Source organism: Streptomyces sp. NPDC034099 (assembly GCF_055575415.1).
The window spans coordinates 135,735-162,036 of the sequence record NZ_JBVISR010000014.1 but is presented as its reverse complement, the minus strand read 5'-3'; the positions used below and the strand labels follow the sequence as shown (position 1 = coordinate 162,036).

The 26,302-nt window shown below is 69.7% G+C and carries 25 protein-coding genes and 3 pseudogenes; 14 read left to right on the top strand and 14 right to left on the bottom strand.

Annotated features, from left to right (window positions below; genetic code table 11):
- Positions 1-90: 90 nt before the first annotated feature.
- The 4 genes from ACZ56V_RS32345 to ACZ56V_RS32330 all read right to left on the bottom strand — a co-directional run bounded on the left by ACZ56V_RS32345 (position 91) and on the right by ACZ56V_RS32330 (position 3,946).
- Positions 91-669 carry a TetR/AcrR family transcriptional regulator gene (locus ACZ56V_RS32345; protein WP_468947195.1) on the bottom strand — a complete coding sequence of 193 codons (579 nt, stop codon included), beginning with the start codon at positions 667-669 and terminating at the stop codon, positions 91-93.
- Positions 670-767: 98 nt separating this feature from the next.
- The gene (locus tag ACZ56V_RS32340; RefSeq protein ID WP_468947193.1) at positions 768-1,673 is read right to left on the bottom strand and encodes an SCO6745 family protein; all 906 of its coding nucleotides are present in this window, start codon (positions 1,671-1,673) and stop codon (positions 768-770) included.
- Positions 1,674-1,731: 58 nt separating this feature from the next.
- Complete coding sequence (locus tag ACZ56V_RS32335; protein ID WP_468947192.1) at positions 1,732-2,622, bottom strand: fumarylacetoacetate hydrolase family protein; 891 nt, start codon at positions 2,620-2,622, stop codon at positions 1,732-1,734.
- Between the two features lie 214 nt (positions 2,623-2,836).
- Positions 2,837-3,946 carry an epoxide hydrolase family protein gene (locus tag ACZ56V_RS32330; RefSeq protein WP_468947190.1) on the bottom strand — a complete coding sequence of 370 codons (1,110 nt, stop codon included), beginning with the start codon at positions 3,944-3,946 and terminating at the stop codon, positions 2,837-2,839.
- A 118-nt stretch (positions 3,947-4,064) separates the two neighbouring features.
- Here ACZ56V_RS32330 and ACZ56V_RS32325 point away from each other — a divergent pair, with 118 nt between their 5' ends.
- Entirely contained in the window at positions 4,065-4,967 is a 903-nt protein-coding gene (locus ACZ56V_RS32325; protein WP_467383771.1) for a LysR family transcriptional regulator, read from the top strand.
- A 557-nt stretch (positions 4,968-5,524) separates the two neighbouring features.
- Here ACZ56V_RS32325 and ACZ56V_RS32320 read toward each other — a convergent pair.
- Positions 5,525-6,427 (bottom strand): alpha/beta hydrolase, encoded by a 903-nt coding sequence (locus ACZ56V_RS32320; RefSeq protein WP_467383767.1) that lies wholly within the window; start codon positions 6,425-6,427, stop codon positions 5,525-5,527.
- Between the two features lie 41 nt (positions 6,428-6,468).
- On the opposite strand from ACZ56V_RS32320, the gene ACZ56V_RS32315 reads away from it, so the two are divergent.
- Positions 6,469-6,942 carry a MarR family winged helix-turn-helix transcriptional regulator gene (locus ACZ56V_RS32315; RefSeq protein WP_467383764.1) on the top strand — a complete coding sequence of 158 codons (474 nt, stop codon included), beginning with the start codon at positions 6,469-6,471 and terminating at the stop codon, positions 6,940-6,942.
- Positions 6,943-7,350: 408 nt separating this feature from the next.
- Here the strand turns inward: ACZ56V_RS32315 and ACZ56V_RS32310 are convergent, their stop codons facing one another.
- Together ACZ56V_RS32310 and ACZ56V_RS32305 are read right to left on the bottom strand one after the other, a co-directional pair.
- A complete protein-coding gene (locus ACZ56V_RS32310) occupies positions 7,351-8,163 on the bottom strand; it encodes an HD domain-containing protein (protein ID WP_467383762.1) in 813 nt (270 codons plus the stop codon).
- 260 nt (positions 8,164-8,423) lie between these two features.
- Complete coding sequence (locus ACZ56V_RS32305; RefSeq protein WP_468947187.1) at positions 8,424-9,200, bottom strand: alpha/beta fold hydrolase; 777 nt, start codon at positions 9,198-9,200, stop codon at positions 8,424-8,426.
- A gap of 111 nt (positions 9,201-9,311) precedes the next feature.
- On the opposite strand from ACZ56V_RS32305, the gene ACZ56V_RS32300 reads away from it, so the two are divergent.
- The gene (locus ACZ56V_RS32300) at positions 9,312-10,139 is read left to right on the top strand and encodes a helix-turn-helix domain-containing protein (protein WP_398909242.1); all 828 of its coding nucleotides are present in this window, start codon (positions 9,312-9,314) and stop codon (positions 10,137-10,139) included.
- 503 nt (positions 10,140-10,642) lie between these two features.
- A complete protein-coding gene (locus tag ACZ56V_RS32295) occupies positions 10,643-10,792 on the top strand; it encodes a hypothetical protein (protein ID WP_468947185.1) in 150 nt (49 codons plus the stop codon).
- 63 nt (positions 10,793-10,855) lie between these two features.
- On the opposite strand, the gene ACZ56V_RS32290 is transcribed toward ACZ56V_RS32295, so the two are convergent.
- Positions 10,856-11,569: a GntR family transcriptional regulator gene (locus ACZ56V_RS32290; protein WP_398909246.1), complete on the bottom strand. Its 714-nt coding sequence runs from the start codon at positions 11,567-11,569 to the stop codon at positions 10,856-10,858.
- 90 nt (positions 11,570-11,659) lie between these two features.
- On the opposite strand from ACZ56V_RS32290, the gene manD reads away from it, so the two are divergent.
- The 5 genes and pseudogenes from manD to ACZ56V_RS32265 all read left to right on the top strand — a co-directional run.
- Positions 11,660-12,868, top strand: a complete 1,209-nt coding sequence (gene manD, locus ACZ56V_RS32285) for a D-mannonate dehydratase ManD (RefSeq protein WP_467383755.1) — start codon at positions 11,660-11,662, stop codon at positions 12,866-12,868.
- A complete protein-coding gene (locus ACZ56V_RS32280) occupies positions 12,865-14,322 on the top strand; it encodes a mannitol dehydrogenase family protein (protein WP_468947183.1) in 1,458 nt (485 codons plus the stop codon). The genes manD and ACZ56V_RS32280 overlap by 4 nt, the downstream gene beginning before the upstream one ends.
- 91 nt (positions 14,323-14,413) lie before the next feature.
- Positions 14,414-15,808: an MFS transporter gene (locus ACZ56V_RS32275; protein ID WP_468947181.1), complete on the top strand. Its 1,395-nt coding sequence runs from the start codon at positions 14,414-14,416 to the stop codon at positions 15,806-15,808.
- Positions 15,805-16,905, top strand: a complete 1,101-nt coding sequence (locus ACZ56V_RS32270; RefSeq protein ID WP_468947180.1) for an L-idonate 5-dehydrogenase — start codon at positions 15,805-15,807, stop codon at positions 16,903-16,905. The genes ACZ56V_RS32275 and ACZ56V_RS32270 overlap by 4 nt, the downstream gene beginning before the upstream one ends.
- A gap of 178 nt (positions 16,906-17,083) precedes the next feature.
- A pseudogene (locus ACZ56V_RS32265) lies at positions 17,084-17,326 on the top strand (IS630 family transposase); the annotation flags it as partial.
- Position 17,327: 1 nt separating this feature from the next.
- On the opposite strand, the gene ACZ56V_RS32260 reads toward ACZ56V_RS32265, so the two are convergent.
- Positions 17,328-17,690, bottom strand: a complete 363-nt coding sequence (locus ACZ56V_RS32260) for a VOC family protein (RefSeq protein ID WP_467383830.1) — start codon at positions 17,688-17,690, stop codon at positions 17,328-17,330.
- Positions 17,691-17,789: 99 nt separating this feature from the next.
- On the opposite strand from ACZ56V_RS32260, the pseudogene ACZ56V_RS32255 reads away from it, so the two are divergent.
- Positions 17,790-18,060 (top strand): annotated as a pseudogene (locus tag ACZ56V_RS32255) (IS5/IS1182 family transposase); the annotation flags it as partial.
- A gap of 101 nt (positions 18,061-18,161) precedes the next feature.
- Here ACZ56V_RS32255 and ACZ56V_RS32250 read toward each other — a convergent pair.
- Positions 18,162-18,842: a nitroreductase gene (locus tag ACZ56V_RS32250; protein WP_398909416.1), complete on the bottom strand. Its 681-nt coding sequence runs from the start codon at positions 18,840-18,842 to the stop codon at positions 18,162-18,164.
- Between the two features lie 161 nt (positions 18,843-19,003).
- Between ACZ56V_RS32250 and ACZ56V_RS32245 the strand changes: the two genes are divergently transcribed.
- Positions 19,004-19,597 carry a TetR/AcrR family transcriptional regulator gene (locus tag ACZ56V_RS32245; RefSeq protein WP_467383748.1) on the top strand — a complete coding sequence of 198 codons (594 nt, stop codon included), beginning with the start codon at positions 19,004-19,006 and terminating at the stop codon, positions 19,595-19,597.
- 91 nt (positions 19,598-19,688) lie between these two features.
- On the opposite strand, the gene ACZ56V_RS32240 is transcribed toward ACZ56V_RS32245, so the two are convergent.
- A complete protein-coding gene (locus ACZ56V_RS32240; RefSeq protein ID WP_467383746.1) occupies positions 19,689-20,888 on the bottom strand; it encodes a serine hydrolase domain-containing protein in 1,200 nt (399 codons plus the stop codon).
- A 277-nt stretch (positions 20,889-21,165) separates the two neighbouring features.
- On the opposite strand from ACZ56V_RS32240, the pseudogene ACZ56V_RS32235 reads away from it, so the two are divergent.
- Both ACZ56V_RS32235 and ACZ56V_RS32230 read left to right on the top strand, forming a co-directional pair.
- A pseudogene (locus tag ACZ56V_RS32235) lies at positions 21,166-21,282 on the top strand (IS5/IS1182 family transposase); the annotation flags it as partial.
- 6 nt (positions 21,283-21,288) lie between these two features.
- Positions 21,289-21,906: a hypothetical protein gene (locus ACZ56V_RS32230; protein ID WP_468947179.1), complete on the top strand. Its 618-nt coding sequence runs from the start codon at positions 21,289-21,291 to the stop codon at positions 21,904-21,906.
- 2 nt (positions 21,907-21,908) lie between these two features.
- Here the strand turns inward: ACZ56V_RS32230 and ACZ56V_RS32225 are convergent, their stop codons facing one another.
- Entirely contained in the window at positions 21,909-22,832 is a 924-nt protein-coding gene (locus ACZ56V_RS32225) for an SDR family NAD(P)-dependent oxidoreductase (RefSeq protein ID WP_468947178.1), read from the bottom strand.
- A gap of 166 nt (positions 22,833-22,998) precedes the next feature.
- Here ACZ56V_RS32225 and ACZ56V_RS32220 point away from each other — a divergent pair, with 166 nt between their 5' ends.
- A complete protein-coding gene (locus ACZ56V_RS32220) occupies positions 22,999-23,865 on the top strand; it encodes a helix-turn-helix transcriptional regulator (protein ID WP_468947177.1) in 867 nt (288 codons plus the stop codon).
- A 97-nt stretch (positions 23,866-23,962) separates the two neighbouring features.
- On the opposite strand, the gene ACZ56V_RS32215 is transcribed toward ACZ56V_RS32220, so the two are convergent.
- Together ACZ56V_RS32215 and ACZ56V_RS32210 are read right to left on the bottom strand one after the other, a co-directional pair.
- The gene (locus ACZ56V_RS32215) at positions 23,963-24,262 is read right to left on the bottom strand and encodes a DUF2461 family protein (RefSeq protein ID WP_467383826.1); all 300 of its coding nucleotides are present in this window, start codon (positions 24,260-24,262) and stop codon (positions 23,963-23,965) included.
- A 101-nt stretch (positions 24,263-24,363) separates the two neighbouring features.
- Positions 24,364-26,292 carry a pentapeptide repeat-containing protein gene (locus tag ACZ56V_RS32210; RefSeq protein WP_468947176.1) on the bottom strand — a complete coding sequence of 643 codons (1,929 nt, stop codon included), beginning with the start codon at positions 26,290-26,292 and terminating at the stop codon, positions 24,364-24,366.
- Between the last annotated feature and the right edge of the window lie 10 nt (positions 26,293-26,302).

Sequence of the window (26,302 nt, the reverse complement as noted above, 5' to 3'; positions counted from 1 at the left end):
GATGCCGTCGAGCCGGACTGCCACTCACTTTCTTGATCGTGTGTTACAGATTCAGGGCAGGGGAACGTCCGGCAGGAGCCGCCGGGATGCTCAGTCGAGAGCGGTCAGCGCGAGGTCTACGAGAGGTTCGAGGGCGGGTGCGTCCGGTGTGATCTTCGAAGAGACCAGCAGTCCGTTGAGGAAGGTCACCAGGAACGCGGCCACCGTGTGCGGGTCGTGCCGCGCCGCGATCTCCCCCCGCTCCATCGCGGCCCGCAGCACCTCGGTGAGCGCCTCCCGGCTCGCCTCCTGCATGTCCCGCACGGTGCGCCCGGTCGACGCGTCCTGAGGCAGCCGCTCACAGGCGGCGTTCACGGCCAGGCAGCCCTGGCCGCCGTTGTCGACGGCGATGCGGATCCGCTCCGTCAACAGCGTACGGACCGCCGCGCGGACGTCCGTCTCCTCCTCCAGGCTGCGCAGGGCGGCCGCCGCGAGGGTGGTGCGGTAGTGCTCCAGCGCCGCCCGGTACAGGCCCTCCTTGTCGCCGAACGCGGCGTACAGGGAGCCTTGCCCGATCCCCAGGTGATGGGTCAGATCGCGCACCGAGGTCGCCTCGTAGCCGCGCCGCCAGAACAGTTCCATGGCGCGGCTCACCGCCGCTTCGGTGTCGAACTCCCGGATCCTTGCCATGACCCCACCGTAACCTATCTGGATCGGTTGCTCAAGAAAGGAGGCTGCGGTCTGACCGAACTCGCGGTTCTTGGCCGAGTGCGTCCGGGCTGTCCGGACTACCTTGCGTTCCTCGGAGCGGCGGACTGGATGCCTCCCGTTTCCACGGGGAAGGGATACGTCCTGGCTGCGGTGAACGCCTCGTGGACCGGCATGATGAGCGAGGTGAGGCGACGGGTGTTCGCGTCGCCGATCGGTGTCCACAGCGCGGCACAGTGCTCGTCGGTCTCGGCCTCGATCTGCTCGCGGGCCGCGATGCCGGCATGGGTCGGGGAGCCGTCGGCGTTGAGCCAGCCTCGTGCGACGAGACGTGCCGTTGCCGCCGCCACCTCTTCGTCGTCCCACAGGCGGGTGGCACGCGCGATCGCTTCCGGGAAGTGACCTGTCGCGGTTTGCAGGACGTTGCAGTCACACGGTCCGATGCCGTTGGCGGCGAGAACGGTGAAATGCGCGTCGCCGCGCCACTCGCGCAGCACCGTGATCTGCTGCCACAGTGCGACGAGCGGATCGGCCGGCAGAGGGACCGAGGCGTTGGCGGCAGCCATCGTCTTTCCGGCGTAGTCGGCGCTCCCGACGACCGGATCGATCAGGGACCGTGCCTCGGTGATCTGGTCGGCGGTGAGGTTGACGTCGACGCGCCGCAATGCACGACCGGCGGCTGTGAAGCGGGCGGTCTGCCACTGCTCCGGCGACGCTGCAGCCCACACGTCTGCCATGGCCTGCACCGACCGTGGGCTGAAGCTGTAGAAGGCCGCCAGTGTGACCTGCCACGGAACTGGTCCCATCGGGGCCGACCGGAACGCGAAGTACGCCGGTGCGTATGCGGTCACGCCCAGTTTGGCGGCCTCTTTCGCTGCCTCGGGAATGAAGTAGATGAACAGGTGGGTCGCGTTGATGGTGAGACTGACCTCACGGACGGCGTTCAGGTCCGTGTCGGCGCGACCGAAGGTGTGGGTGAACCGCATCGCGGTGGTCTCCTGGCAAGTAGGAAGGAACGAAATCGTCTTTGGCGTGTCCGGCACTTCAGGACGGCTCCGGCGCGGTGATCCGTGCGGAGATCGCGCCGAGTCCCTGGACTTCGATCCGGACCGTGTTTCCCGGTACCAGATAGGCGCGATGGCCGGACAACTCCTGGATGCAGCCCGTGCCCACGGGGCCGCTGGCGAGGATGTCACCGGCTCGCAGCGTGGTGCCGCGCGACGCGTGCGCCAGCATCTCGCCGAACGACCAGTGGATCTCGTCCCAGCTGCCGCCGCCGTAATGCTCGTCGTCGACGTACCCGTCCATCCGCAGCGCATAGCCCTTGCCCGAGCGGTAGCGCTCCAGCTCGTCGGGGGTGACGAGGAACGGACCGAGGCTGGTCGAGGCGTCCTTGCTCTTGGACGGGCCGTACACGAACCCCATCTCGCCGGCGGAGATGTCGCGTGCGCTCCAGTCGCAGTAGACCAGGTAGCCGGCGATGTGCTGCTCCGCCGTGGCGGCGTCGAGGTTGGAGCAGTCCCCGGCGATCACCGCGGCGACCTCGACCTCGTAGTCCCACAACTGAGCGCCCGGGGCGATGGGAACATCGTCGTGCGGTCCCTTGACAGCTGCCGGGTTGGAGAAGTGGAAGATCGGATACTCGTACCAGACCGGGCTGACCGTGCCGTCGCCGACGGCTGCCTTACCCGCGTTGCTCACGTGACGTTCGAACGCGGCGAAGTCCCGGACCGCCGGGGGTGCCGGTATCGGCGCCAGCAGATCGGCTGCAGCCAGTTCGACGATCTCAGTCGGTTCCCTGGTCGCGGCGGCCTCCAGCCCGCCTTCGGCGCGCAGTAGCTCCAACAAGTCCGTGCCCACAGCGTGGATTTCGTTGTCGTGCACCCTGCCGCATCGCGTGGAGCCGTCGAGAGAGCGGTAGCTGACCCACTTCATCGGGCATGCACCTCCCGGGTGCGGCGGTGGAGCCGAGGTGCGTCGGGTTGGGAGCTCGTGGCGACGGCGCCGGCGGAGTCCTTCACGTACGAGGTGCCGGGACCGGCTTTGGCCCGGTCGGTCCCGACGGCCGCGACCCGATCCCCGCGCTCGAGGTGGATACGGGCGAGGCCGCGCCCAGTGCCATCTGTGCCCCATGTGACCACGACCGTTCTCACGCGGCCACCGCCCGCGCGAACTTGACGATCTCCTCCACGAACAGCTGCGGCTGCTCCAGAGCGGCGAAGTGGCCGCCCGCGGGGATGTCGTCGTTGAAGTAACGCAGGTCCTGATAGGCGCGTTCGGCCCAGACGCGTGGAGTACGCGTCAGTTCGTCCGGGAAGACGCTGACCCCGACGGGAAGGTCCAGTTCGCTCAAGGCGAGCGGCTGCCGGGCGTATTCCCAGTACAGGCGGGCGGAGGAAACACCGGTACCGGTGTACCAGTACAGGGAGATGTGGTCGAGGATCTCGTCGGTGGTGAGAGTGCCGGGCCGGGTCCAGTCGAGGAACTTCTCGTAGATCCAGGCGGCCTGCCCGGCTGGGGAGTCGGTCAGCGCGTAGCCGATGGTCTGCGGGCGGGTGCGCTGCAGAACGTGGTATCCGGAATGGACGGCGAAGAAGCGGCTGCCCTGCTGGAGTGCGGCCTTCTCCTCCGGGGTCGGTTCGTCGGCGACCGGTGGGGCGCCGAGGAACTCGGGGAAGTTGACGTGGATCGCGCGCAGGCCGGGCGTGCGCTGCGCCCCCATGCGGGTCGCGACGACACCGCCCCAGTCTCCTCCCTGAGCCATGTAGGAGTCATAGCCGAGGCGCCGCATGAGCACGCCGTACGCGCGGGCGATCCGGTCCGGGTCCCAGCCCGTCGAGGCGGGCTGGTCCGAGAAGCCGTAGCCGGGCATCGAGGGGACGACGAGGTGGAAGCCGTGCTCGGTGAGCGGAACGACGGTCTTGAGGAACTCCAGGAACGAGCCCGGCCATCCGTGCAGCAGCAACAGGGGCGTGGCGTCGGGGCGGGGCGACCGTACGTGCATGAAGTGGAGGCCGATGCCGTCGATCGTGGTGCGGAACTGACCCAGCTCGTTGAGCCGCCGTTCCAGAATGCGCCAGTCGTACTCGGTGGCCCAGTACTTCAGCAGCTCCTCGAGGCGCTCCCGCTGCACCCCCTGGCTGCTGTCCGGAGTCGTCTCCCGGCCCGCAAGGCGTACACGGTGGAGCCGGTCCTTCAGATCCTCCAGGGCGCTGTCCGGAATATCGATACGAAAGGGTGTCACGCTGTCCGATGTCATGGTCACCACGGTGCGGCCGGGACGAGCGGGCAGTCCAATGATTGTTCCGGTACACGTCATACGCTCTGTGTATAAGGCCAGGTAGAGTGACGGGGTGCCTGAACGCTTCCCTGCGCCTGTGGACCTCGACCTCCGGCTGGTGCAGTGCTTCACCGTGCTCGCCGAGCACCAGCACTTCGGCCGTGCCGCCGAGGCGCTGCACACCACCCAGCCGTCGCTGAGCCGGCAGATCCGCCGCCTCGAACAGCAAGTGGGCGTCCGCCTGCTCGACCGCACCACGCGCGGCACTCGGCTCAGCGAGGCGGGCGAGGTCTTCCTGCCGCACGCCAAGGGGCTTCTGCGTGCCGCGGCCGAGGCCATGGCCCGCACCCGGGCCGCGGCCCGACCCAGCAGCATCACTATCGGCTACAGCCAGGGCCTGGTCATCACGCCAGCCGTACGCGCCCTGCGTGACCGCCATCCCGACGCCGAGGTCCGCACTCGTCTGCTCGCCTGGAACGACTCGCGAGGCGCGCTGCTGGAGCACCGTGTCGACGCGGTGGTGACGCGCCTGCCGTTCGCCACCGACCGGCTGAGCGTCACCGTCCTCCACGACGAGGCGCGCGTACTGGTCGTGCCCCGAGACCACCGTCTGGCCGGTCAGGAGGCGGTCACCCTCGCCGACATCGCCGACGAGCCGATTCCCCACGTGCGTCAGTCCGACCCGTTGCTGAACGCCTACTGGCGGCTCGATCCCCGGCCCGACGGGCGGCCCGCGCCCGACGGTCCCCTGGTCGAAGCCCTCGAGGACAAGCATGAACTCATCGCTGGCGGGCAGGCCGTGGCCATCGGGCCGCCCCTCGACCACGCGACCGGCCTGCATCCCAGCCTCACCACCGTGCCGCTGTGCGGGGTCGAACCGAGCCAGGTCGTACTCGCCACCCGCACCGGTGACCGCAGCCGTCTGGTCACCGCCTTCCGTAAGCATGCCGAGGCTCTGCTCACCGGAGCCCCTGGGGCTGGGCCGGTACAAACGACCTGATCAGCAGCGGCTCCTTCCGCGTACACGAGTGATCGTGCCCGTGCCTGGTCTGCCGTCACGCCCTGACGAGGTCTGGCCATCACGGTCATGGCCATCCTCGACGCCGGCGACGTCGTCGCGGTCGACGCACTCACCTGTCCCGGCTTCAAGGTGCTCGCGCACAGCCTCCACCTCGATCTGGATCCCTTCCCGATCAGGATGTGCCCGGCAGCACGGTGTGCTGATCGTCGAAGACGCCTCGCACGCCTACTGGGTCGAGAACCCCACCGCCGCTGGTAGCGGCCGCGCGGGACATCACCCTCCACGTCTCGGAGTTGTCCAAGAGCGTGGCCACGGGATCCGTGACATCGAGGTCCAGGTCTTCCTTGTCCGCCCGGCCGAAACCGAACCGGACGATGGTCGGGTACCGCATCGGTTGGCGAGACGGCGGGGCCCGACGTGATCGGCACCGGCGGCATCGACGTCTTCCTCGGCCTGGGCGTCGGCAAGGGCGAACCCCGCCGATGACACGGCCGCGGTCTCGGAGTGATGCCCGTCGCACGGGTGCGACTGAGGTGTCAGCGGGTGGAGATGTGCTGGGTGAGGAAGAGAGCGGCGCGGTCGAGTGCCTGATCGGCTTCGTCGAGGGTGCCGCCGGCGAAGGCCTGGAAGACGTGGGGGGCGTCGGCGGTGACGTCGAGGATGACGTCGACTCCGGCGTCGCGTGCGCGCGCGGCGAGGCGTGTGGAATCGTCGAGAAGGATCTCGTTGGTGCCCACTTGGACGAGGAGCGGGGGGAACCCGGTCAGGTCGGCGAAGACGGCCGGACTGAGCAGGGGCTGCTCGGGGTCCTGGCCGGCGAGGTACATGGCCCCGGTGTGCATCACGGCCTCGCGGGTGAAGATCGGATCGATGCCGTCCTTGGTTGTCATGCTCTCCCCGGTCCGGGTGGCGTCCAGCCCCGGGGAGAAGGCCACGATCGCGGCGGGCAGCGGAAGCCCCGCGTCGCGGGCGGCCAGGGCGGTGGTGACCGAGTAGCCACCGCCGGCGGAGTCCCCGGCGAACGCGATGGCCGACGGGTCCAGGCCGCTGTCGAGGAGGGCGCGGTAAGCGCTCAGGTTGTCCTGCAGACCAGCCGGGAACGGGTGCTCGGGGGCCAGCCGGTAATCCACCGAGTACGAGTCGAACCCGGTCTTCGACACGAGCTGCGCGGTCAGCGACAGCGCGGTCTCGGGGGAGCCGAAGACGAAACCGCCACCGTGGAAGTACAGGATCGTGCCCGGGCGCGCGCCGTGGTCCGGTGTGACGTGCAGGGCGCGTCGGCCGCCGAGCGTGGACTCAGTGGTGCGGACGTCGTCCGGCACGATCATCGTGTCCATGAGCGCCCTGAACCCGGCGCGCAGTTCCTCGACGGAGCGCTGGCCCTCGGGTCGCGGCTGGCGGAGCATCGCGTCGACCTCGGCGAGCTGTTCCTTGCTCATCTGCTTCCTCCTGTGGAATGGCTTCCTCTACACTATATGCCATGGCATATAAATCGGATGGGGTCGCCGACCTCCAGGGGTTCTTCGCGGATCTGGTCCGCTGCGAGACGCGCCTGTACAACGCCCTGAACGACCGCCTGCGCGAGCGGCACGGGATCGTGACGTCACAGTTCGAGTTCCTGCGGTTCCTGCGCCAGCACCCGGGGGCCCGGGTGGCCGACCTCGCCGCGGAGTTCGCCATCGGCGTCGGCGCGACCAGCAAGAGTGCCGACCGCCTGGAGAAGCAGGGATGGATCGTCCGCCAGACCAACCCGGCGGACCGCAGGTCCTCGCTCCTGGCGCTGACCGACGACGGCTCACAGCTCCTCGATGCCGCCGAGACCACTTTCGCCGCGGGCCTGAGCGAGCTGGTCGCAGGCGCCCTCGACCAGTCCTCGACGGCAGCCGCCGCCCGGGCCCTCCGCCAACTGCGCTCCGCACTCGAACGCGACCGGGTCGGCACCCCCACCGGCTGAAAGCGCCGGCCCGGCCATCGGCTCGACGCCCGGTCGCGACAGAGGCGTGGCCGGCCGCACTGCCCTGCGAACACGACCAGGCCAGCGCCCATGGCGAGCCATGCCGAGATCAGGACCGGCGCCGCCAACCGAGGTCGGCGGAGGGGGCTGCCACCTGTTGTCGTAGAGCCGCGTTGGTCGCCTCGGGCGCCATCGCGGTACTGCGGGTGGTGGCGGAGAGCGACATATCGCCGACGGGTGACTCGGCAGCCGAGGAACGTGCATTCCTGGGGCGGCTGTTCGGCGACCTGGAGCCTTGGACCGTCGGCCGCGGGGCGGGAGCGGCCGCGGATGGCGCAGGGCAACTCGCAGTCGGACTATGAGCTGAGGCAGGTGCGGTACCGGAAGGTGGGAATCACGCGCGGATCGTCACTCCTCGAACGGCGTGGCGAACAGCATGTCCTCGACCGTGGGAACCGCGAAATCGGCGAGGTGACGACGGCCGACCTCGGCGAAGGGGTGCATCACCACCGACATTGGATTCATGCGGCAGATCGAGAGGATGGTGTTGACGGCGTTCTGCTTGAAATCCTCCCTGGGGAATGCGGTGAGTATGTCCTCCAGGGCGTCGGCCGGTATTTTCTGAAGGCCTTGCCCGGCGAAATCGACTGCGGATCCGACGGAGACCATGGCGATCTCCGGCCTTTTCCGGCTCGCTATGCTGCTGCTGGTATGCAGGGCGATGGCGTCCCAGACGACTGCAACCCGGTCCTCTGGCACACCCTGTTTCCTGAGGAACCTCTGCGCGGCGTCCGCACCCCCGACTTCGAAGCGTTCGCCCGGTACCTGATATGTCTCCAGCAACCCGAGGTCGTGCAGGACCGCAGCGACGAAGGCCAGTTCCCGGTCGTAGCGGATACCTCGGCGCTCGAAGAGCACAGCACTGTAGAGGTACGTCCGCATGACGTGGTTGAAAAGGGTCACGGAGGACGCGCTTCGTGCGAACCTCACGGTTTCCCGTGTCAGTTCGGTGTTGGGGATACGAATTCCCGCGACCGAGGCCGGCAGCGCGTGGTCCCGGGAAAGCGACCCACTGTCACCCTGTGCCGCAACGGCAGGGGGAGTGGAGATCGCGGTGGCGAGCAGGGACGCCGCGCCGACAGCGGCAATTCCCGTGCTGCTTCGAAGCACTGACCGCCGAGTGACGTCGCTTGCGGCATCGTGCTCGCTTTTTTCAGACATGTGAGTTGCCTTCTCTTCAGTGGTGCGGACATGAAGAGCCTATGGAGGGCAGGGGGAGTTCGACAGTGGGGCGAATGACAACGGCCGCCTGGTTAGTGCCAGATGACTCCGGGACCTTGGCGGCCGTCGGGTCGGGGACGGTGGTGCGGTGCCGGCGGTGCCCCTTCGAGCAACGTGAGAGGCGACCCCCGGCCGCGGTTGCACGGCAGGGTGTCCGGCTCGTGATCAGGGGGAGATCTGTCGTCAGGTCGCGCAGATGGTCAGGCTGCTGGTGCGAAGGCCGTGATGGCGTTGACGAGGTCGGCCGGAGCTTCCAGCGGGATCAGGTGACCGGTGGCGGGTATCACCGTGAACTCGGCCTGGGAGAGGTGGGGCACAAGGTTGTCGCGGAGCACGTCGACGGGTTCGACCTGGTCGTTCTCTCCGGCGACGACGAGGGCGGGAACGCTGATCATGCGGGTGTGCTCGGTGATGTCCTCCGCGATACCGCGGAGCGGCCATTCGGTGCGGCCGGCGTCGGTGCCGGCTCGTGAATCGGTCGCGATCTGCGCCTTGATCGACGCGGGCAGCTCGGTCGCGGTCAGGATGTGGTCCCGTGCCCCGGCTACGGACTCGTCGGAGTCGTAGGCGTGGGAAAGGGCTTCCTGGTACTCGGGCGTGATCTGTGCCGCGGGCTTCGCCGGGCCGGAGCCGACGAGGACGATGCCGCGCAGGCCGGCGGGCCGGGTTGCCGCGACCAGTTGCGCGACCTTGCCTCCCATCGAATGCCCGACGAGGACGTAGTCGGTGACGCCCGCGTCGGCGAGTACGGCGAGCGTGTCGTCGGCGAGCTGACCGAGCGTGTAGGGGCCGGGTAGACCGCTGGACCGGCTCCACCCTCGGAAGTCGATCGTGAGGACGTCACGACCCGGAAGGCGGTCGACGACGAGGTCCCACGTGCGGGCGGAACCGCCCCAGTAGTGCAGGAACACCAGGGTGGGTCCGGTTCCCGGCCGATGGTCGTAAACGGGCAGCAGCACCGGCTGCGTTGCAGTCATCGTGGCTCTCCTGATCACTGTTCTGGGCGGTTTGCCTAGGTGTCCATTGAATCTCCCGCCCCCGGGCGAGGCATCGGTGTGACTGGTCTCCTGATGGTGGAAACTGGACAGGTGACCGTGATCCGACAGATGGCTTACCAGCCCGCAGAGCGCCGTGCCGCCACGGTCGAGACAATGACGTTCGGCCGCCTTCGCGATCTGAACGACGGTGGCACGCAGCGTGCCGACTTCCACGTCCTCGCCGTCGTCGACGCCGGGCACGGCTCCGTCACGGTGGACTTCCTCCGGCACCCTCTCGAGGAGCGGTCCGCGGTGTGGATCCCTCCCGGCGCGGTGCACCGATGGGATGACATCGCAGACGTGACGGGACACCTCGTGCTGTTCGTGCCGACTGCTCCGGTCACCCACGCCACCCGTGAACTCGTCGCGTCCCCGGACTTGGCCGCGCAATGGAGCATTCCTGACGCCGACCGGCCGTTCGTCGACGCCGCACGCGACCACCTCCTCCTTGAGGCATCCGCCCCACCGGGGGACATCTCGGGGGAGCTGCCCGGCATCCTGCTCTCCGCGCTGATCGCCCGGCTCCGGCCACCGCACGCGCAAGCACGGATCTCGCATCCGGTGTTCCGTTTGTTCCGATCCAGCGTCGAAGCGCACTTCCGGGAACACCACGACGCCGGCTACTACGCCCGTGCGCTGGGATACGCGCCCCGCACCCTTTCGCGAGCGGTTCAGCAGGTCAGTGGACGCACGGCAAAGGGGTACATCGTCGACCGGATCGTCCTGGAAGCCAAACGGCTCCTCGCGCACGACCGCCTCACCGCGGCCCGCTGCGCCAACGTGCTCGGCTTCTCCGACGCGTCCAACTTCTCAGTGTTCTTCCGGAAGGCGACAGGCATGAGTCCAGGCGCGTGGCAGGCGACGCTGGCCGTCACATGAGCAGGCGCACTGATGAAGGGCGCACTTGCACTGGCGTTCCCGGTGCGGGACTGCGTCTTTTGGTTCCCTTCTTCGGGGCAGAGCCCAGGTGGCCGGGGTGTGAGGCCGTTTCGAAGGCGGGTCGATGTCGTCGAGGCTTCTGAGCTCTATTCGTCGAGTCCGGCGCAGATGGTGGCAGTCCGGCACTGCGGCGCTTCCACGACTTCGGCTTCGCCTCGGTGGACGGCGGTCAGCGAGTCACCGCCGCGCCATCAGGTGTCGCGAGGCCGGGCGGCATCCGGCCCGGTCTCGAGCCCGTCCAGTTCGAGATCGACGGACCAGGAGGGCAATGATCCCGAAGATCGAGGAGCTTGACGGCGATGAGGCCCCGACGGTCTCGTGCCGGGCGGGGGAGAGGCGAGGGGGTGGAGCGTCGTCGGCGGGGAGCGCGACGCGTCAGGGGTTCATGGGCGCCGTAGTCGACGGCGGCGGGTTGATGCGGCCGGGCGTTCATGGTGCAGCGCGTGGAACAGGAACCGGTCGACAAGGTCGGCCTCCTCAGGGAGCTGTCGCCGGACGCCCAGGGCCGGGAGCGGGCCTGGTTCGACAGCGGAGCGACCGGCTTCTTCGCGGCCGCCCTCGACAAGGCCGTGGCTCCGCGGGCACGGCCGTAGCCGCCATGAGGGTGCGTCTCCATGCGAGGCGATGCGATGCGGTGGCGGTCGGCTGGTTGGGTCTCACTCCCACACGACCACGCTGCGCCGTACGGGCACTGTCGCAGGGCCGGAGGCGAAGAGTTCCGGGGAGCGGCTGCGGATGCGCTCGATGTCGTCGAAGACGGCGCGAAGGTGATCGCGCATGCGGCTGCGTGCCCTGGGAATGTCGCCGGCCGTGATCGCGGCGAAGATCTCGTGATGCTGGTCGGCGAAGACGGTGGGGGACTCGTGGCCGTGCAGGCCGAGCCGGCGGGCCCGGTCGAGGTGGCCCTTGGCGGCGGCGACGGTGGCCCAGGCATTGCCGTGACCGCTCAGCCGCATCAGATCGCGGTGGAAGGCCTCGTCCAGGGCGAAGAACTCCTCGCGGTCGAGACCGGTGCGTCGCTGGCACTCCAGGTTGTTCCGCAGTTCCTCGACCGTCTCGGTGTCGAGCTGCTCGGGAAGGTCCTCCAGGGAGGCGAGTTCCACCGCTTCCCGCAGGAACTGTGCGTCGGCGACCTGGGCGGCGTCGACGCGCGAGACGAACGACCCGATCTTCGGGAAGACCTGTACGAGTCCCTCCTGGGCGAGGAGGATCAGGCTCTCCCGCACGGGGGTGCGGCTGACGCCCAGTGAGGCGGCCAGCTCGTTCTCCGACAGGGCGGCGCCCGGGGCGAGTTCCAGGGTCAGGACCATCTGGCGCAGCTTGAGATAGATGTCGCGCCGACTGGTCCGCCGCCCGTTCGATTGAGCCATGCGCACATCCTACGTACTGGACGAAGGGTCTTGCTCCTCTGTGCGACAGATGCTTGTATACAAGTACTGCACGACAGGATGGAGCCGTAAGTGAGCAAGATCGAGCGGGCCGAGGTGCTCGTCTCCTCTCCCGGTCGCACGTTCGTCACGCTGCGCATCACCACCACCGACGGAGTCACCGGACTCGGAGACGCCACGCTCAACGGGAGGGAGCTGGCCGTCGCCAGTTACCTCCGGGACCACGTGGCCCCTCTGCTCATCGGCCGCGACCCCGCCCGCATCGAGGACATGTGGCAGTACCTCTACAAGGGCGCCTACTGGCGCCGCGGCCCGGTGACGATGACCGCGCTCTCGGCCGTCGACACCGCGCTGTGGGACATCAAGGGCAAAGTCGCGGGCCTGCCCGTGTACCAGCTCCTCGGTGGCCGTTCCCGCGACGGCGTGTTGGTCTACTCGCACGCCAGCGGCACCGACGTGCCCTCCCTCCTCGACGACGTCGAACGCCACCTGGAACTGGGCTACCGGGCGGTGCGGGCCCAGGCCGCGGTTCCCGACGTCGGCGGCACGTACGGGGTGCGCAAGGGCAGGATCTACGAGCCGGCCGCGACCGACCTGCCCGAGGAGCAGCCCTGGGACACCGACGCCTACCTCGGCTTCGCGCCGGGATACCTGGAGGCGGTCCGGGAGCGGTTCGGGTTCGGCTTCCACCTGCTGCACGACGTGCACCACCGGCTGACGCCGATGGAGGCCGCCCGCTTCGGCCGAAGCGTCGAGAGCTGCCGGCTGTTCTGGATGGAGGACCCGACCCCGGCGGAGAACCAGGAGGCGTTCCGGCTCATCCGCGAACACACCACCACACCGATCGCGGTCGGCGAGGTGATGAACTCCATCTGGGACGTGCAGCACCTCATCACCGGGCAGCTCATCGACTACGTACGCACCACCGTCGCGCACGCGGGCGGCATCACCCACCTGCGGCGGATCTTCGATCTGGCGGCGCTGTACCACATCCGCACCGGCTCGCACGGCGCCACCGACCTCTCACCCGTCAGCATGGCCGCCGCCGTGCACCTCGACGTCACCGTGCCGAATTTCGGCATCCAGGAGTACATGGGCCACGCGGAAGAGACCTCCGAGGTGTTCCGCTCCGGCGTCACCTTCGCCGACGGGTACCTCAACCCCTCCGACGAGCCCGGCCTCGGCGTGGAGTACGACGACAGGGCCGCCGAGCGCTTCCCCTACCAACGTCGCTATCTCCCCGTGGCGCGCCGTCTCGACGGTTCGGTGCACGACTGGTGAGCACCGCACCCGCCCTTCCCCGCCTGGACCGCCGCGCGCTGCCGCGACTGGCGGCCGGCCTCCGGCCCGCCGTCGACCCGGCGGGACTGCGCCCACGCATCGTGCACTTCGGGCTCGGCGCCTTCCACCGGGCTCACCAGGCCCTCTACACGCAGAACGCCGCCGCCCTCTCCGGCGAACCCTGGGGCATCACCGCCGTCGCGCCCCGCTCGACCGCCACCGTGCGCGCCCTGCGGAAACAGGACTGTCTGTACTCGGTCGTCGAGCGCCACCCCGAAGGCCACGCCTGCCGCGTCGTCGGGTCCGTCGTCGGCGCCCTGTCGATGGGCCCCGACGCCGAAGCCGTCGACGCGCTGCTCACCGACCCCGAGGTGAGCGTGGTGACCCTCACGGTGACCGAGAAGGGCTACCACCGGTCGGCCGCGACGGGCGGCCTGGACACGGCGGCGGCACCCGTCGCCGCGGACCTGGCCGCCCCGCCCGGCGCGCCGCTCACCACCGTGGTGGGACGCCTCGCTTCGGGCCTGGCTCTGCGGATGCGGTCCGACGCGGCCCCCGTCACCGTCGTCTCCTGCGACAACATGGCGGGCAACGGCGTCGTACTGGCCCGCGTCGTACGCGAATTCGTCCACGCCTCGGCCTGGCCGGACCGCGAGACCGTGCTGGCCCGGCTGGACGAGGCGGTGACCTTCCCGTCGACCGTCGTCGACCGGATCGTGCCCGCGACCAGCGACGACGACCGGTCGGCCGCCCGCACCGCGCTGGGCCTCGACGACGGCCTGACCGTGGCCGGCGAGCCCTACCGCAGCTGGGTCCTGGAGGACTCCTTTGGCGCGGCCCGGCCACCCTGGGAGCACGACGGCGCCCTCTTCGTACCGGACGTCGGCCCGTACCAGCTCACCAAGTTGCGGCTGCTCAACGGCTCCCACTCGGCCCTGGCCCATCTGGGCCTCGCCACTGGACACGCCACCGTCGCCGACGCCATGGCGACGGACTGGGGCGAACGGCTCGTCCGCGCGCTGTGCGCCGAGGTCGCGCCCACCCTGCCGGCCGGAGGCCCCGACCCCGAGGCGTACGCCGGTGATCTCGTCGTCCGCTTCCGCAACCCCACGATGCACCACCAGCTGCGGCAGATCGGCTCCGACGCTTCCCTGAAGATCACCGAGCGCTGGCTGCCCGCCCTGCGCGAGCTGCGCGCGAGCGGCACGGACACACCGGTCCTGGCCCTCGCCCTCGCCGCCTGGGCGCACGGCACCCGGCCCGGCGCCCCCGACCGGTCGGACCCCGCGACCGAGGCCCTCGCCTCCTGCTGGAACGCGGGCGGCCCCGCGGCCGGGACGGTGAGCGCGCTGCTGCGCACCGTCGGCGCGGCGGATCTCGCCGACGACACGGTCCTCATTGCGGCCGTCGCCGACCGGTTGCCCGCACTGCGCGCGGGCCGCGTCGAGATCTGACCCTTCCCGCCGCACCCCCACCTTTCCGCCCCCCCGTGCAACCCCACCCCCTGCACCCACCCGTTCCCGTCCCCGAACAACGGAGTTCACGATGAAGGACAGCGCCGTCGCCGCGGAGCAGACGCGCCCCGCGGAGCGCACCACGGGCGACCTGGCCAGAGCCGCCGTCTCGGGCTGGCTGGGCACGGCCATGGAATTCATGGACTTCCAGCTCTACTCGCTGGCCGCCGCGATCGTCTTCAACAAGCTCTTCTTCCCCGACGTCAGCCCCGCGATCGGACTGATCGCCGCGATGGCCACCTACGGCGTCGGCTACGTCGCCCGGCTCGCCGGCGCGGTGTACTTCGGACGCATGGGCGACCGGCTCGGCCGCAAGAAGGTCCTCTACATCACCGTGCTCCTGATGGGCGCCTCGACCACCCTGATCGGCGTCCTGCCCACCTACGGCACGATCGGCATCATGGCACCGATCCTGCTGGTCGCGCTGCGGCTGGCCCAGGGTTTCGGCGCGGGCGCCGAGATCGCCGGCGCGACGGTGCTCCTCGCCGAGTACGCGCCCGCCAAGCGCCGGGGCCTGATCTCCTCGCTGGTGTCGCTCGGCACCAACTCCGGAACCCTGGCCGCCTCCGGCTTGTGGGCCGTCCTGCTCGCCGTACTCACCGAGGACCAACTCCTGTCCTGGGGCTGGCGGCTGCCGTTCCTGCTCAGCTTCGCCATGATGCTGTTCGCCGTCTGGCTGCGCCGCGGCCTGAAGGAGAGCCCCGTCTTCGAGGAACGGGCCGACGTCGTGGACGGTGTGGCGCTGGACCGCGACGAGGTGGAGGCGGCCATCACCGACTCCGCTGAGCAGCAGGACAGCGTACTGGCAGCCGGCGTGCGGCAGCGCAAGGGCAAGGCGTTCTTCCTCGCCCTGGCGCTCCGCTTCGGCCAGGCCGGCAACTCCGGACTGATCCAGACCTTCCTCGTCGGCTACATCGCCACCAATCTCGCCGTCGACCGGTCCGTACCCACGGACGCGATCGTGTACGGCTCGCTCGTGGGCTTCGCCACCGTGCCGTTCATCGGTCTGCTCGGCGACCGCGTCGGCCGCCGCGTGCTCTACCTGGTCGTCTCGGCGCTGACCATGGTCCTCGCCTTCCCGGTGATGCTGCTGATCACCTCCGGCATGACGCCGGGCGTGATGATCGGCATGGTGCTCGGCCTCAACGTCGGCGTGCTCGGGCTGTTCTCGCTGGAGAGCGTGACGATGGCCGAACTCTTCGGCTCCCGCACCCGGTTCACTCAGCTCGCCCTCGCCAAGGAGATCGGCGGCATCCTCGCCACCGCGATAGGCCCCGTCCTCGCCGCCACCCTCACGGCCGTCACCGGGAGCTGGTGGCCCATCGCCGCCATGCTCATCGTCTACTCACTGATCACGTTCGTCGGCGCGTACCTGGCGCCCGAAACCCGCGGACGCGACCTGGTCCGCCTGGAGGACGCCGTATGACCACCGCCACCGAGGGCCACGGAGCCCCCGCCGCCGGCAAGCGCACCATGCGTGCCCTGGTGGTGCACGGCCCCGGCGACGTCCGTGTGGACGAACGGCCACTGCCGGTACCCGGACCCGGCGAGGTCCTGCTGGCCCTGGAATGGGGCGGGATCTGCGGATCCGACATCGCCTACTGGAGGCACGGCGCATCCGGCACAGCCGCGCTCAGCCATCCACTGGTCCTCGGGCACGAGGTGGCGGGCCGCATCGCCGCGCTCGGCCCGGGCGTCACCGGGCTCGCCGAAGGCCAGCCGACGACCGTCCACCCGGCCCGGCCGGTCGGCGACGGCGTACTGCCCCAACGGATCGCGGGCCGCACCAACCTCTACCCCCACGTCCGCTACTTCGGCTCGGCAGCCTTCACCCCCCACACCGACGGCGGGTTCAGCGAATACCGCACGGTCGACGCCGACCAGGTACGGCCGCTGCCGGACGGAGTGGACACCGAGCGGGGCGCGCTGGCGGAGCCGCTGGCCGTGGCCCTGCACGCCGTCGGCCGGGCCCCGTCCCTGCACGGCCGGACCGTCCTGGTCAACGGTGCCGGACCGATCGGCTCCCTGGTGGTGGCCGCCGCCAAACACCGCGGCGCGGACACCGTGATCGCCGCCGACCTGTCAGCGGACGCGCTCGCCGTCGCCCGGGCGATGGGAGCCGACGAGACCCGCGACCTCGCGCGCGGCGAGACGCTGCCCGAGGACGTAGAGGTGGTGTTCGAGGCGTCCGGCGCCCCGGCGGCGCTCGGCGCGGTGCTGCGGGCCACCGCCCGCGGCGGCACCCTCGTCCAGGTCGGCAACCTGCCCGGCAGCGCGGTCACCGCCGTCCTCGGCGACCTGGTCACCCGCGAGATCACCTGGACGGGGTCGTACCGCTTCGTGGAGGAGATCGACGACGCGCTGCTCGCCCTGCGCGACGGCGTGGACGTCACACCGCTGATCACCCACCGGTTCCCACTGGACCGGGCGGCCGAGGCCCTGTCGGTCGCCGCCGACCCGGCCGCCGGGAGCAGCAAAGTGCTGCTGCGCCTGTCCGACAGATGGGATCCGGCTGGCATCTAGGACACCGCAGTTGTGGCCGTGGCGGCGGCAGGGCGGCATTCAGGATGCGCGGCGGGCGCCCGAGGCGGGGGCGATGATGCCGGGGCCGAACTTGTCGCGTACCCGGTCCACGGCGGCCTCGGCGACGAGCCGGGCCTCACGGACCTGGTCCAGGCTGATCTGCTGGGCCACCGGGGGCAGGAGGGTCGGCACCTGGGCGGCGACGCGAACAACGCTGAGACCGCCTGCCCCCGACGAACTCTCCTGGCGCAACCGGATCGGGGCCCCGTTCACTGCCCTGCGCTACTTCACCCTCGACGGTGCCCACCACGCCGACCACAAGGAGCAGGGCAGCATGATCCGTCGCTACATCATCTGGCTGAACCGCCGGGCCGACGACCGGCGCCTGCGCGGCGTCGTCGACCGGGCGAACGTCGCCTGATCTACTCGTCGTCGCGGCACAGGCAGAAAGGATGGCCGGCCGGGTCGAAGAGCACCCGGACGTTCTCCCGTGGTTGGAACTCCGCGATGGTGGCGCCCAGGGCCACCGCCTCGGCGACCGCCGAGTCCAGGTCGCCGACCTGGAAGTCGAAGTGCATCATGGGGCGCTGATCACCGTCGGCCGGTGGCCACACCGGAGCCCGATAGCCCTCCGCCTGTTGGAAAACGAAGAACGGTCCTTGCGGTGAGGCAGCCACAATGGCTGTTCCCGGCTCTTCGTGCCCGACCTGCCAATCGAGGAGTTCGGCGTAGAACTTCGCCAAACCGCTGGGGTCCGGCGCTTCGAGCGTGGTGCCCCACCACATGCCGCCTGTTCGAGATCGCATGCTTGAGCCTATCCGAGCCCCCCACACACACGCCGTCGGCACCGGAGCGAGCCACCCCGCGCACCACGACAGGGCGAACGTTGCCTGATGCGGCGTAGTGGCGAGGGGTGCGGGTGGGGTAGTCCGTGGCGGCTTCCTTTGGCCGAGCGGGTGCTGCTGGTGGCCGTCGCGCTCGAGCCGGCCCGGACCGTCACCGATGCCGCCGACCGCTTGTGGATCGTGGACGGGACTCTCGTCCCGGTCCGCGACCGCAGGGTCGGCGCGTCCTCCCGCAACTACCGGTTCTCGGCGAACGCGCAGGTCGTCGGACGCGGAGACACGTCTGGTGCGGCAACAGCCGGCCAAGGGGCGCGGGGAAGCTGCTCGGGCCCCGGCGCGGTCGGCCGCCCGTCTTCGACAAGGACGACTACGAGGAACGAGTGGCCGTGACCAGTACCTTCGCGGCCGGCTCTAGATGTGGAATGTGGTGGTTGTCTCCAGTGCCGCCCGGCCGGTCGTGACCCGGTTTACCGGCGCGTTCTCATCGGCGTAACCGAAAGAGATCCCCACGAGCAGCTTCCCCTCGTCCACGCCGAGTTGGCCGCGGACGGTGTCGGCGTAGAAGCTGAGCAGGCCCTGCGGGCAACTGGCCACGCCATAGGCGGTCATGGCCAGCAGCAGCGTCTGCAGGTAGGCGCCGGCGTCGGCGGCCAGTCGCGGCCCGCCGTCGCCGGTGACGAACAGGAACGCGGCATGGGGCGCCCCGTAGAAGCCCAGGCTCTCCGCGTCGTAGGCCGCGCGGGCCGTGTGGTCCTCCGGGCCGATGCCCAGCGCTCCGTACAGATCGGCGCCGAAGGCGGCCCGCCGCTCCTGGTGGACGGGTGCGTACATGTCCTCGGAGTACGGGTAGTCGGCCGTGACACGTCGCTCGGCATGAGCCGTTCGCAGGGCGTCGGCCAGACGGTCTCGCCGCGCGCCGCCGACCACCTCCACCCGCCACGGCTGTGCGTTGGAGTTGGACGGCGCGGCGCCGGCCAGGGAGAAGATCCCGCGCAGGGTGTCCTCGGGCACCGGGTCGGGACGGAAGGCGCGAGTCGCGTGGCGCCCGCGGATCAACTGCTCGGCGTACTCCCACGCTCGTGTCCCGCCCATCCGTGTTCCGCCGGCGGGCGCCTCGCTCGTGCGTGTCCGGGTGAAGACCGGTCCGCTCATGGAATTCTCCTTTGATCCATCGAAGTAAACGGGCGCGTTTACATGAAACCCCACTATAGCCAGCCGCCCCGCCGAAGTAAACGAGAACGTATACTTGCGTCATGACCACGGTGACGACGGCGTCTCGACGGCAGGGGCGCGGAGGGCGGGAGCGCATCCTGGCCGCCGCAGCCGGACTGTTCGCAGTCCAGGGGATCAACGCGACCGGCATGGAGCAGATCGCCGAGCGGGCGCCGGTGTCCAAGCGCACCCTCTACGCGCACTTCAGGACCAAGGACGAGCTGGTCCTCGCCCACCTCAAGGACCTCGCCTCGACGGGGCGCACGCTGGAGGGCGCGCTGGCACGGCAGGACATCCATCCCAGGGAGCGAATCCTCGCACTGTTCGACCCGCTCCCGGCCGGCACGGATCCGGTTCGCGGATGCCCGTTCATCGATGCCGCCGTGGAGTTTCCTGACCCGCAGAACGCGGTCCACTCCTATGCCCGCGAACGGAAACTGCTGATGGTACGCATGGTCGCCGACCTGGTGACGGAACTGGGCTGCCGCGAGCCCTCCGTCCTCGCCGAGCAACTCGTGACCCTCGCGGACGGCGCCGCCAGCCGCGCCATGGTGCTGGGCGACCCCAACTACGGTCGGCACGCGCGGACAGCGGCGGAGATCCTCCTGGACAGCGCGCTGCCGACCACGATGTGACCGGTCGCCGGGTTGCCCGGTGTGCCTAGCGCCTGATGCGAAAGATCCCGTCGCTCGGCCGAGAGAAAGGCTCACGCAGCTGGCTCCGGGGCTACCGGTGCCGTGGGAGAGCGTGTGCCTTCTGCGCCGTAAGAGTCCTGTAGACGGTACCGGCGAGGTCGGGCAGCGTATCCCCTTCGCCGACGGCGCTGTTGACAGCAAGGGCGATGATCATGCCAGTCTTCGGGAAGTACATGTGCAGCACCCGGTTTCCATAAGTGGCCCCCTCATAGGCCCAGACCGTCCCGGTCACAGGGTGGGCGAGTTTCACGACACCGAGCCCGAAACCGATGGGATCGTCGGCCGTGACGGTCTTGATGGGCTTACTCGTCTTCGCCGAGACCAGGGACTCCAGCTCGCGCTGCTGCGCCGAGGGCAGCAGTCGACCGCTGTACAGTGCCCTGTCCCAAGCCGACATGTCTTTCAGTGAACTCACCAGGCCACCCGCCCCCTGCGCCCAGGACAGGCGGAGCCGAGGAAGTGGCTTGTTGAGATGCTTCGGCAGGACGGAATGGGTGGAGTACGGCGTCGGCATGCGCGAGGCCGTGTCCGGAGGGCAGTCCGGGGGGAGGCAGGTGTCGTTCATTCCGAGAGGTTCGATGATGCGCTCGGTGAGCCGCTCATGGTAAGTGTCGTGCGACGCTCGTTCGACAATCATCTGCGCGAGGAGGTAGTTCGTATTCGAGTACTCGTACGTCGCGGGGCCCAGTGGCAGGCCCTCCACATAGGACATCAGGCGATCCAGCGTGAAGCGCGTGGACGGATTGGCGTCGAAATCCTTCAGGAACGCATTCTGCTCGGTGTAGCTGGGGATGCCGCTGGTCATCGACAGCAGTTGCTTGATGGTGACATCGCGCCACGCCGGATACTGTGGAAGCCATTTTGCCAGCTTGTCCCGTATGGACAGCTTCCCTTCAGCCTCCAGTTGAAGCAGCAGCACGGACGTGAACGCCTTGGTGTTGCTGCCTATCTGCCACAGCGCCCTGCTGTTCACCGGCCGACCACCGCCGTAGCGGAACGTCCCCGCATCGACTGAGATATCAGGTCGCTGATCGCCATAGGTCACCCGAAGGGAGACCGCTGAGAAATGATCCTTAGCGCCCTGAGCGGCCAGATATTTCTCGAGGTCACTTCGCAGTGACGCGGTGGCACTGCGAACGGATGGCTCCACCACTGCGTGCGCGACGGCCGGTCCACCTCCCGACACCATCATCCCGGAAACAATCGCCGCGGTGACCGTCGTCAGGGCCACGAGGCGCTTCCCTTGCTGACCACCCCGCCGACGAAGCCTGTACCTCATTGTCGCCATTCCTCCATCGAATCGAACAGAACTGGGAACGACGATCACGCTACGCAGTGGGGGCACGGCAAGTAATGGGGGTAACCCCCGCTCGGTCGGGGCGCTGGCCCCCTGAGTGAGGCCAAGTACAGCTTCGAAGGCAGCAATCCGTCCGTCGGAAGAGGAGAGACCGCGACGGTCATTGACTCGTCACTGAGGAGCGACAACAAGCTGGAGCCCCTGCTCCGGGCTGGGAAGAAGTCCGAACAACCGCCGGTACACCAAGAGGCAGCTGATAGACGGCATACGCTGGCGCCCCCGCGCCGGTGCTCCGTGTTGGGACGTGTCCGAGCGGTACGGCCCATGGGGGACGGTGTACGGACTGTTCCGCCGTTGGCAGCGAGAAAGCACCTGGCACCGCATCTTCGAGCAACCGCGAGCCCGGGCCGATGCCGAGGGACTGATCATCTGGGACGTCTCGGTGAACTCCACCATCGCCCGCACCCACCAGCATGCGGCCGGTGCCGGTGATCTGTTCACCGAGCCGGACGACCACGGTCTCGGACGCTATGCGGGGGAGTGCGGAATCAATCGCCTCAAGCGCCACCGCGCGGTGGCGACGAGGTATGTCGAGCTCGCCGTCCGCCGTGAGGCGACCGTGCTGGTGGCGGCCGGCAACCGATCCCGTGGGTCTGGCGGGTCGTCGTCGGTAGTGGCTGCGGCGGATTGTGGCCTGGCGCTTTCGGCGCCAGTTGGAATACTGCGCAGTCTGCCTGGGGACGGTGCGTGTAAAGCAGGGAGTAGGCAGCCGGACATCGCCCTCGTACCCGCCGACGACCGGCGCTGCACACTCCGCGACGACCTCGTCACCATCCCCGTCGAGGGAGTCGAGCCCTGCCAGGTGGTGGTCGCCACCCGCTTCGGCTACGCCAACCCGCTCGTTGCCCACTTCCGTGAATCCGCGAAGAACTTCCTCGTCCGCGAAGCCTGAGTTCAGGCGGCGTACGCAGCGGTGAACCGTTCGGCGGCGTCCCAGAGCTCGCCCTCGCGCCGGGGGTCATAGGACTCCTCGGACGACCGGGCCGCACGGGCGCGGTCCACGTAGGACCCGCTCGGTGTGCTGGTCGTGCCGAGCACGACGTCGGCGAGGTAGCGGCCGGCGGCACCGCGGCCGGTCGCGAACGGGGTGAGGGCCATGAGCGGCAGGATGCGGCGCATCGCGAACCGGGCGACGGGCCCCGCGTTACGGGCGAGGCCGGTGCCGGGGACGAACCCCGGGTTGTAGGCGACGGCGTCGATCCCGGCCGGCAGCCGGCGCGCGTACTCGTGAACCAGGTAGATCGCGGCCAGTTTGCTCGTGGAGTACGCGGTACGCCCGGCTGCCGCGGTGTCCGGCTTGGGGAAGGCGCCCGGACGGGCCAGGACGTCCGGGGACTTCCATGCCGGACCGGGCACCATGCCCATGTTGTGCTTGAAGTCGCCGAAATGGGTGTCGCTGGCGGTGATCACGATCCGGGCGGGAGTCACGAACCGGTCCTGGAGCAGGCGGACGAACAGGTGGTTGGCGAGCACATTGATCGCGAAGGTCGACTCGAACCCGTCGGGCCCCTCGGTCAGCGCGTTCGTGTACTGCATGCCCGCGTTGCCCACGAAGCCGCGCAGCGGAGGCAGATCACCAAGCTCCAGCCGCTCACGGATCTCGGCGGCGGCCGACTTGACGCTCTCGAGCGAGCCGAGGTCCGCCGGAACGTGCGAGACCGTGTGCCCGCCCTCGCTCAGCTCCGCGGCCAGGCGTGCGCCCTGGGACCCGCGTACGACGACGAGGAGGTGCACGCCTGGTGACCGGCGCAGGACGTGCTCGGCGGCGATGCGGCCGATGCCGCGGCTCGCGCCCGTCATCACGACGGTGTGCTGCATGGGAGGCCCTGCCTTCTTGCTCGGGGTGCGAACTGGTCGGACGATGGGCGCCCGGCGGGGCGCGTCACCACGTTCGCCGCCGGGGCCGCCGCCAACCAGTGCCCGCCCTGTCACTAGGACTGGCAGTACCCAGGCTCGCCCGGGGCCGAGCGGCGAGAATGGACCCATGGCTGCCTCCCGCTCCGACTTCGGTGCACTCCTGCGCGCCTGGCGCGACCGCCTCTCACCGGCCGACGCCGGCCTCACCGCGACGGCCGGCCGCCGCGCCCCCGGACTGCGCCGCGAGGAGCTCGCGCAGCTCGCCGGGCTCTCGGTCGACTACGTCCTGCGCCTGGAGCAGACGCGCGCGAAGAACCCCTCGGCCCAGGTCGTCGGCGCCCTCTCCCGCGCCCTTCAGCTCTCCCGGGCCGAGCGCGACCAGTTGTACCGCAGCGCCGGGCTTCTTCCACCGCAGGACGGCACGGTCAGCACCCATGTGCCCCCGGGCATCCAGCGGCTCGCCGCGCGCCTGGGCGACATCCCGATCGGGGTGTTCACCGCCGACTGGACCCTGGTGTGGTGGAACACCATGTGGAGCGCCCTGCACGGCGACCCCACCGTCCTGCCGCCGGCCGAACGGAACCTCGCACGCGCCCTTTTCGGCGACGGCGCGGCTCACGCCGCCCTGCGTCCCGTTCAGTCCGAGCGCGGACAGGACGCCTTCGGGGCGTCCATCGTCGCCGACGTCAAGGACAGTGCCTCCCGCTACCCGGCCGACGCCCGGCTCGCCCGGCTTGTGCACGACCTGCGGGACCAGTCCGCCGTCTTCGCTCAGCACTGGGCCACGCGGACATCGGCCGCCCAGCACACCACCGACCGCAAGACGATCCGGCATCCAGAGGTCGGCGACATCCTGCTCGACTGCGACGTCCTGATCGTTCCGGGCGCGGACCTGCGCATGGTCACCTACACGGCAGCGACCGGCAGCAGCGACGCGGGAAAGCTCGACCTCCTGCGCGTCACCGGCGGCCGCACCGCCACCGCACGCCCCTGACACCCGCACCGCCCGGGCCTTCTCGCAGGTCACCGTCGTCATCCCTGCCCGCAGCTCGCGCGGGAGTGGCCGGAGGGTCGGCGCGCGGTGGTGGGGCTCAGGGGGCGACGTGGTCGGTCAGCCAGGTGAGCAGTGGTCCGAGTTCCTCGTGCGTGGCCAGCACACGGTCGACGACCTCCGGCGTCCGCAGCCGTTCGTCGCAGCCGAGGTACCGCACGGCGAGCAGCGATCGATGGCGCAACAACGTCGTTCGAGGATGGTCGGCGGGATACTCCCGGGGCACGCGCTTCAGCACGTCCCCGCTGATCTCGAACCCCTTGCCGCGTAGTTCGGCAACGACATCGCCCAATACGGAACCACTTGCCTCGGCGGCGACCGCCGCCCTGAACCGGCTGATCTGATCGGAGCCGGCGTACCGGCCACCTGGCTCTGTGCACCGTCCGAGGCCCGGTGAAGGTCAGGCCACCCTCCGAAGAGTGGGGCACGGCCACTGCCGCATCAGCGCTTCACGCGGCTGCGTACGGCGAGGACGGCGAGACCGAGGAGGGCCGGTTCGACGAGGCGGGCGGTCATCTCGACGTATGTTCCGGTGGTGGTCAGGTCCTGTCCGGAGGCCCGGAAGATCACCGAGTTGGCCACCACTCTCAGGGACTTCTCGAAGCGGCCGGCCGACAGGCGCTGTGCGTAGGGTCCTTCCGGGTTGGCGGGTGTCGGTTTCCTGGTGGTCAGGGTGATGCGCCGGCCGTCGGTGGTGCCGGTACTGACGGGGTCGGGGTCGGTCTGCGGCAGTCCCCACAGCATCATCGTCAGGACGGTGGCCGTCATCGCCAGGACCAGCCAGGCCAAGGCACGCGTGGCGCGCAGGCCGTATCCGGACAGGACCCAGTACAGCCCCAGCAGTGTCCGTTCGCCGCGGGATGTCGTGGTGTCGTGGCGGCGCATCTCCATTTCACCGTAGTAGAAGTCGGCTGCGCCCGGCTCGTTGCGACTGTCCTCGAGTGCCTTGCGGAGCTGGCGGTAGACCGGCGCGAGCGTGGCGGGTTCATGGGGGTCGGTGTCGGGTGGCGCGGGTGTCCAGCCGCGCCAGTGGCGTTCTTCGGCGAGGGTCTGGCGGCGCATCCAGCGCAGTCCGTCGGGTGGTTGCGGCAGGAGGCAGCGGCCTTCGAGGCGCAGCTGGTCGAGGTGGACCGTTCCCACGAAGAGGCAGTCGGTGAGGTCGGTGTCGGCCAGTACCAGGTGCGCGGCGTCCACGCCCCTGACGGAGGTGATCCGCACGGGGAGGTCGGTGAGCAGCTCGGGTTCGGCGATCACCTCGCCGTGCGGGGAGACGAACGGGCGGGGCCGGTCGGCGACGGTCACGGGGAATTCCGTCACGGCGTCGCTCAGGTCCACCGCGGCGTGCCGCAGCCGCAGCGCGGCGGTGGACGCCCACCGTGTCTGCCGGCAGCGGACCTCCCGCGCGGCGGCCTCCAGCGTCAGCGCGGTCTCGAACACGGCGTGGGAGAAGTCCACCGTTCCCGGGCAGACCAGCGGGCCGATCCGGGCGGTGCGCCGGAACACCGTCCGACGGAAATCCACGCCGGCCTCCAGCCGTGCCCCGGTGAACGTCAGGTCACCGCCGATCGCTGCCCCTTCGAACGTGGCTTCGGCGGCGAAGTGTGCTTCGGTGAACGGCATGTCGCCGCCGATCTCCGCCCCGTTGAAGCAGGCCCTGCTCCCGTGGAATTGCGTACCGTCGAAGCAGGCGCGGCCGGCGATCCGGACCGTCTCGAAGTTGGCGCCTTCCTCGAAGACCGCACCGTCGAAGGCGGCCTCTCCGTTGACGACCGCCCCGTTGAAGGAGGCGATACCGCGTACCCGGACTCCGGAGAAGTAGGCGGCCCCGCAGGTCACGCCTCTGAACATCGCGGTGCCGCCGACTTCGCGGACGCAGAACCGGAGTGCGCCCGTGATCCGGGCCTGGTAGAACCAGGCGTCACCGCCCACGTCGGTGTCGTCGAGCCACACGTCTTTTGCGACCTGGGCTGCGGCGAGGCGGAAATCGCCTGCGGTGCGCACTTCGCGGGCGTACAGACCCCCGTCGAAGGCGGCCGAGGCGAAGGAGCAGGAGCCGTCGAAGTCGACGGCCTCGAGTTCGGCGTCCCCGGTGAACCGCGTCTCTTCGAAGGCGGCTTTCCCCACCCGTGCCCGCCCGCTCGCCGGGTCTCTGAGGGGTGCGAGGAGTGCGTCGAGCAGGCTCTGGGTGAAGGGGGTGCCGCGGTGGTCGAGGTCGGCGCCGGGGGCCAGTGAGGCCAGGTGGGCGGCCCGTTCGGCGCTGTCCAGGTGTGCCAGGCAGGCCGTGTAGGGGGCCACCAGGTGTCCCCGGCAGTGTCCCCCGGCGTCCAGGTGTCCGCACTGCGGCCACGCGGGGGTGTCGGTTGCGGTCATCCCAGCTCCC

Bases quoted from the DNA above. Each gene is read 5' to 3' on its own strand.
- ACZ56V_RS32345 (WP_468947195.1), bottom strand. From the start codon at position 669: ATGGCAAGGATCCGGGAGTTCGACACCGAAGCGGCGGTGAGCCGCGCC.
- ACZ56V_RS32340 (WP_468947193.1), bottom strand. From the start codon at position 1,673: ATGCGGTTCACCCACACCTTCGGTCGCGCCGACACGGACCTGAACGCC.
- ACZ56V_RS32335 (WP_468947192.1), bottom strand. From the start codon at position 2,622: ATGAAGTGGGTCAGCTACCGCTCTCTCGACGGCTCCACGCGATGCGGC.
- ACZ56V_RS32330 (WP_468947190.1), bottom strand. From the start codon at position 3,946: ATGACATCGGACAGCGTGACACCCTTTCGTATCGATATTCCGGACAGC.
- ACZ56V_RS32320 (WP_467383767.1), bottom strand. From the start codon at position 6,427: ATGAGCAAGGAACAGCTCGCCGAGGTCGACGCGATGCTCCGCCAGCCG.
- ACZ56V_RS32315 (WP_467383764.1), top strand. From the start codon at position 6,469: ATGGCATATAAATCGGATGGGGTCGCCGACCTCCAGGGGTTCTTCGCG.
- ACZ56V_RS32310 (WP_467383762.1), bottom strand. From the start codon at position 8,163: ATGTCTGAAAAAAGCGAGCACGATGCCGCAAGCGACGTCACTCGGCGG.
- ACZ56V_RS32305 (WP_468947187.1), bottom strand. From the start codon at position 9,200: ATGACTGCAACGCAGCCGGTGCTGCTGCCCGTTTACGACCATCGGCCG.
- ACZ56V_RS32290 (WP_398909246.1), bottom strand. From the start codon at position 11,569: ATGGCTCAATCGAACGGGCGGCGGACCAGTCGGCGCGACATCTATCTC.
- ACZ56V_RS32275 (WP_468947181.1), top strand. From the start codon at position 14,414: ATGAAGGACAGCGCCGTCGCCGCGGAGCAGACGCGCCCCGCGGAGCGC.
- ACZ56V_RS32270 (WP_468947180.1), top strand. From the start codon at position 15,805: ATGACCACCGCCACCGAGGGCCACGGAGCCCCCGCCGCCGGCAAGCGC.
- ACZ56V_RS32260 (WP_467383830.1), bottom strand. From the start codon at position 17,690: ATGTGGTGGGGCACCACGCTCGAAGCGCCGGACCCCAGCGGTTTGGCG.
- ACZ56V_RS32250 (WP_398909416.1), bottom strand. From the start codon at position 18,842: ATGGGCGGGACACGAGCGTGGGAGTACGCCGAGCAGTTGATCCGCGGG.
- ACZ56V_RS32245 (WP_467383748.1), top strand. From the start codon at position 19,004: ATGACCACGGTGACGACGGCGTCTCGACGGCAGGGGCGCGGAGGGCGG.
- ACZ56V_RS32225 (WP_468947178.1), bottom strand. From the start codon at position 22,832: ATGCAGCACACCGTCGTGATGACGGGCGCGAGCCGCGGCATCGGCCGC.
- ACZ56V_RS32220 (WP_468947177.1), top strand. From the start codon at position 22,999: ATGGCTGCCTCCCGCTCCGACTTCGGTGCACTCCTGCGCGCCTGGCGC.
- ACZ56V_RS32210 (WP_468947176.1), bottom strand. From the start codon at position 26,292: ATGACCGCAACCGACACCCCCGCGTGGCCGCAGTGCGGACACCTGGAC.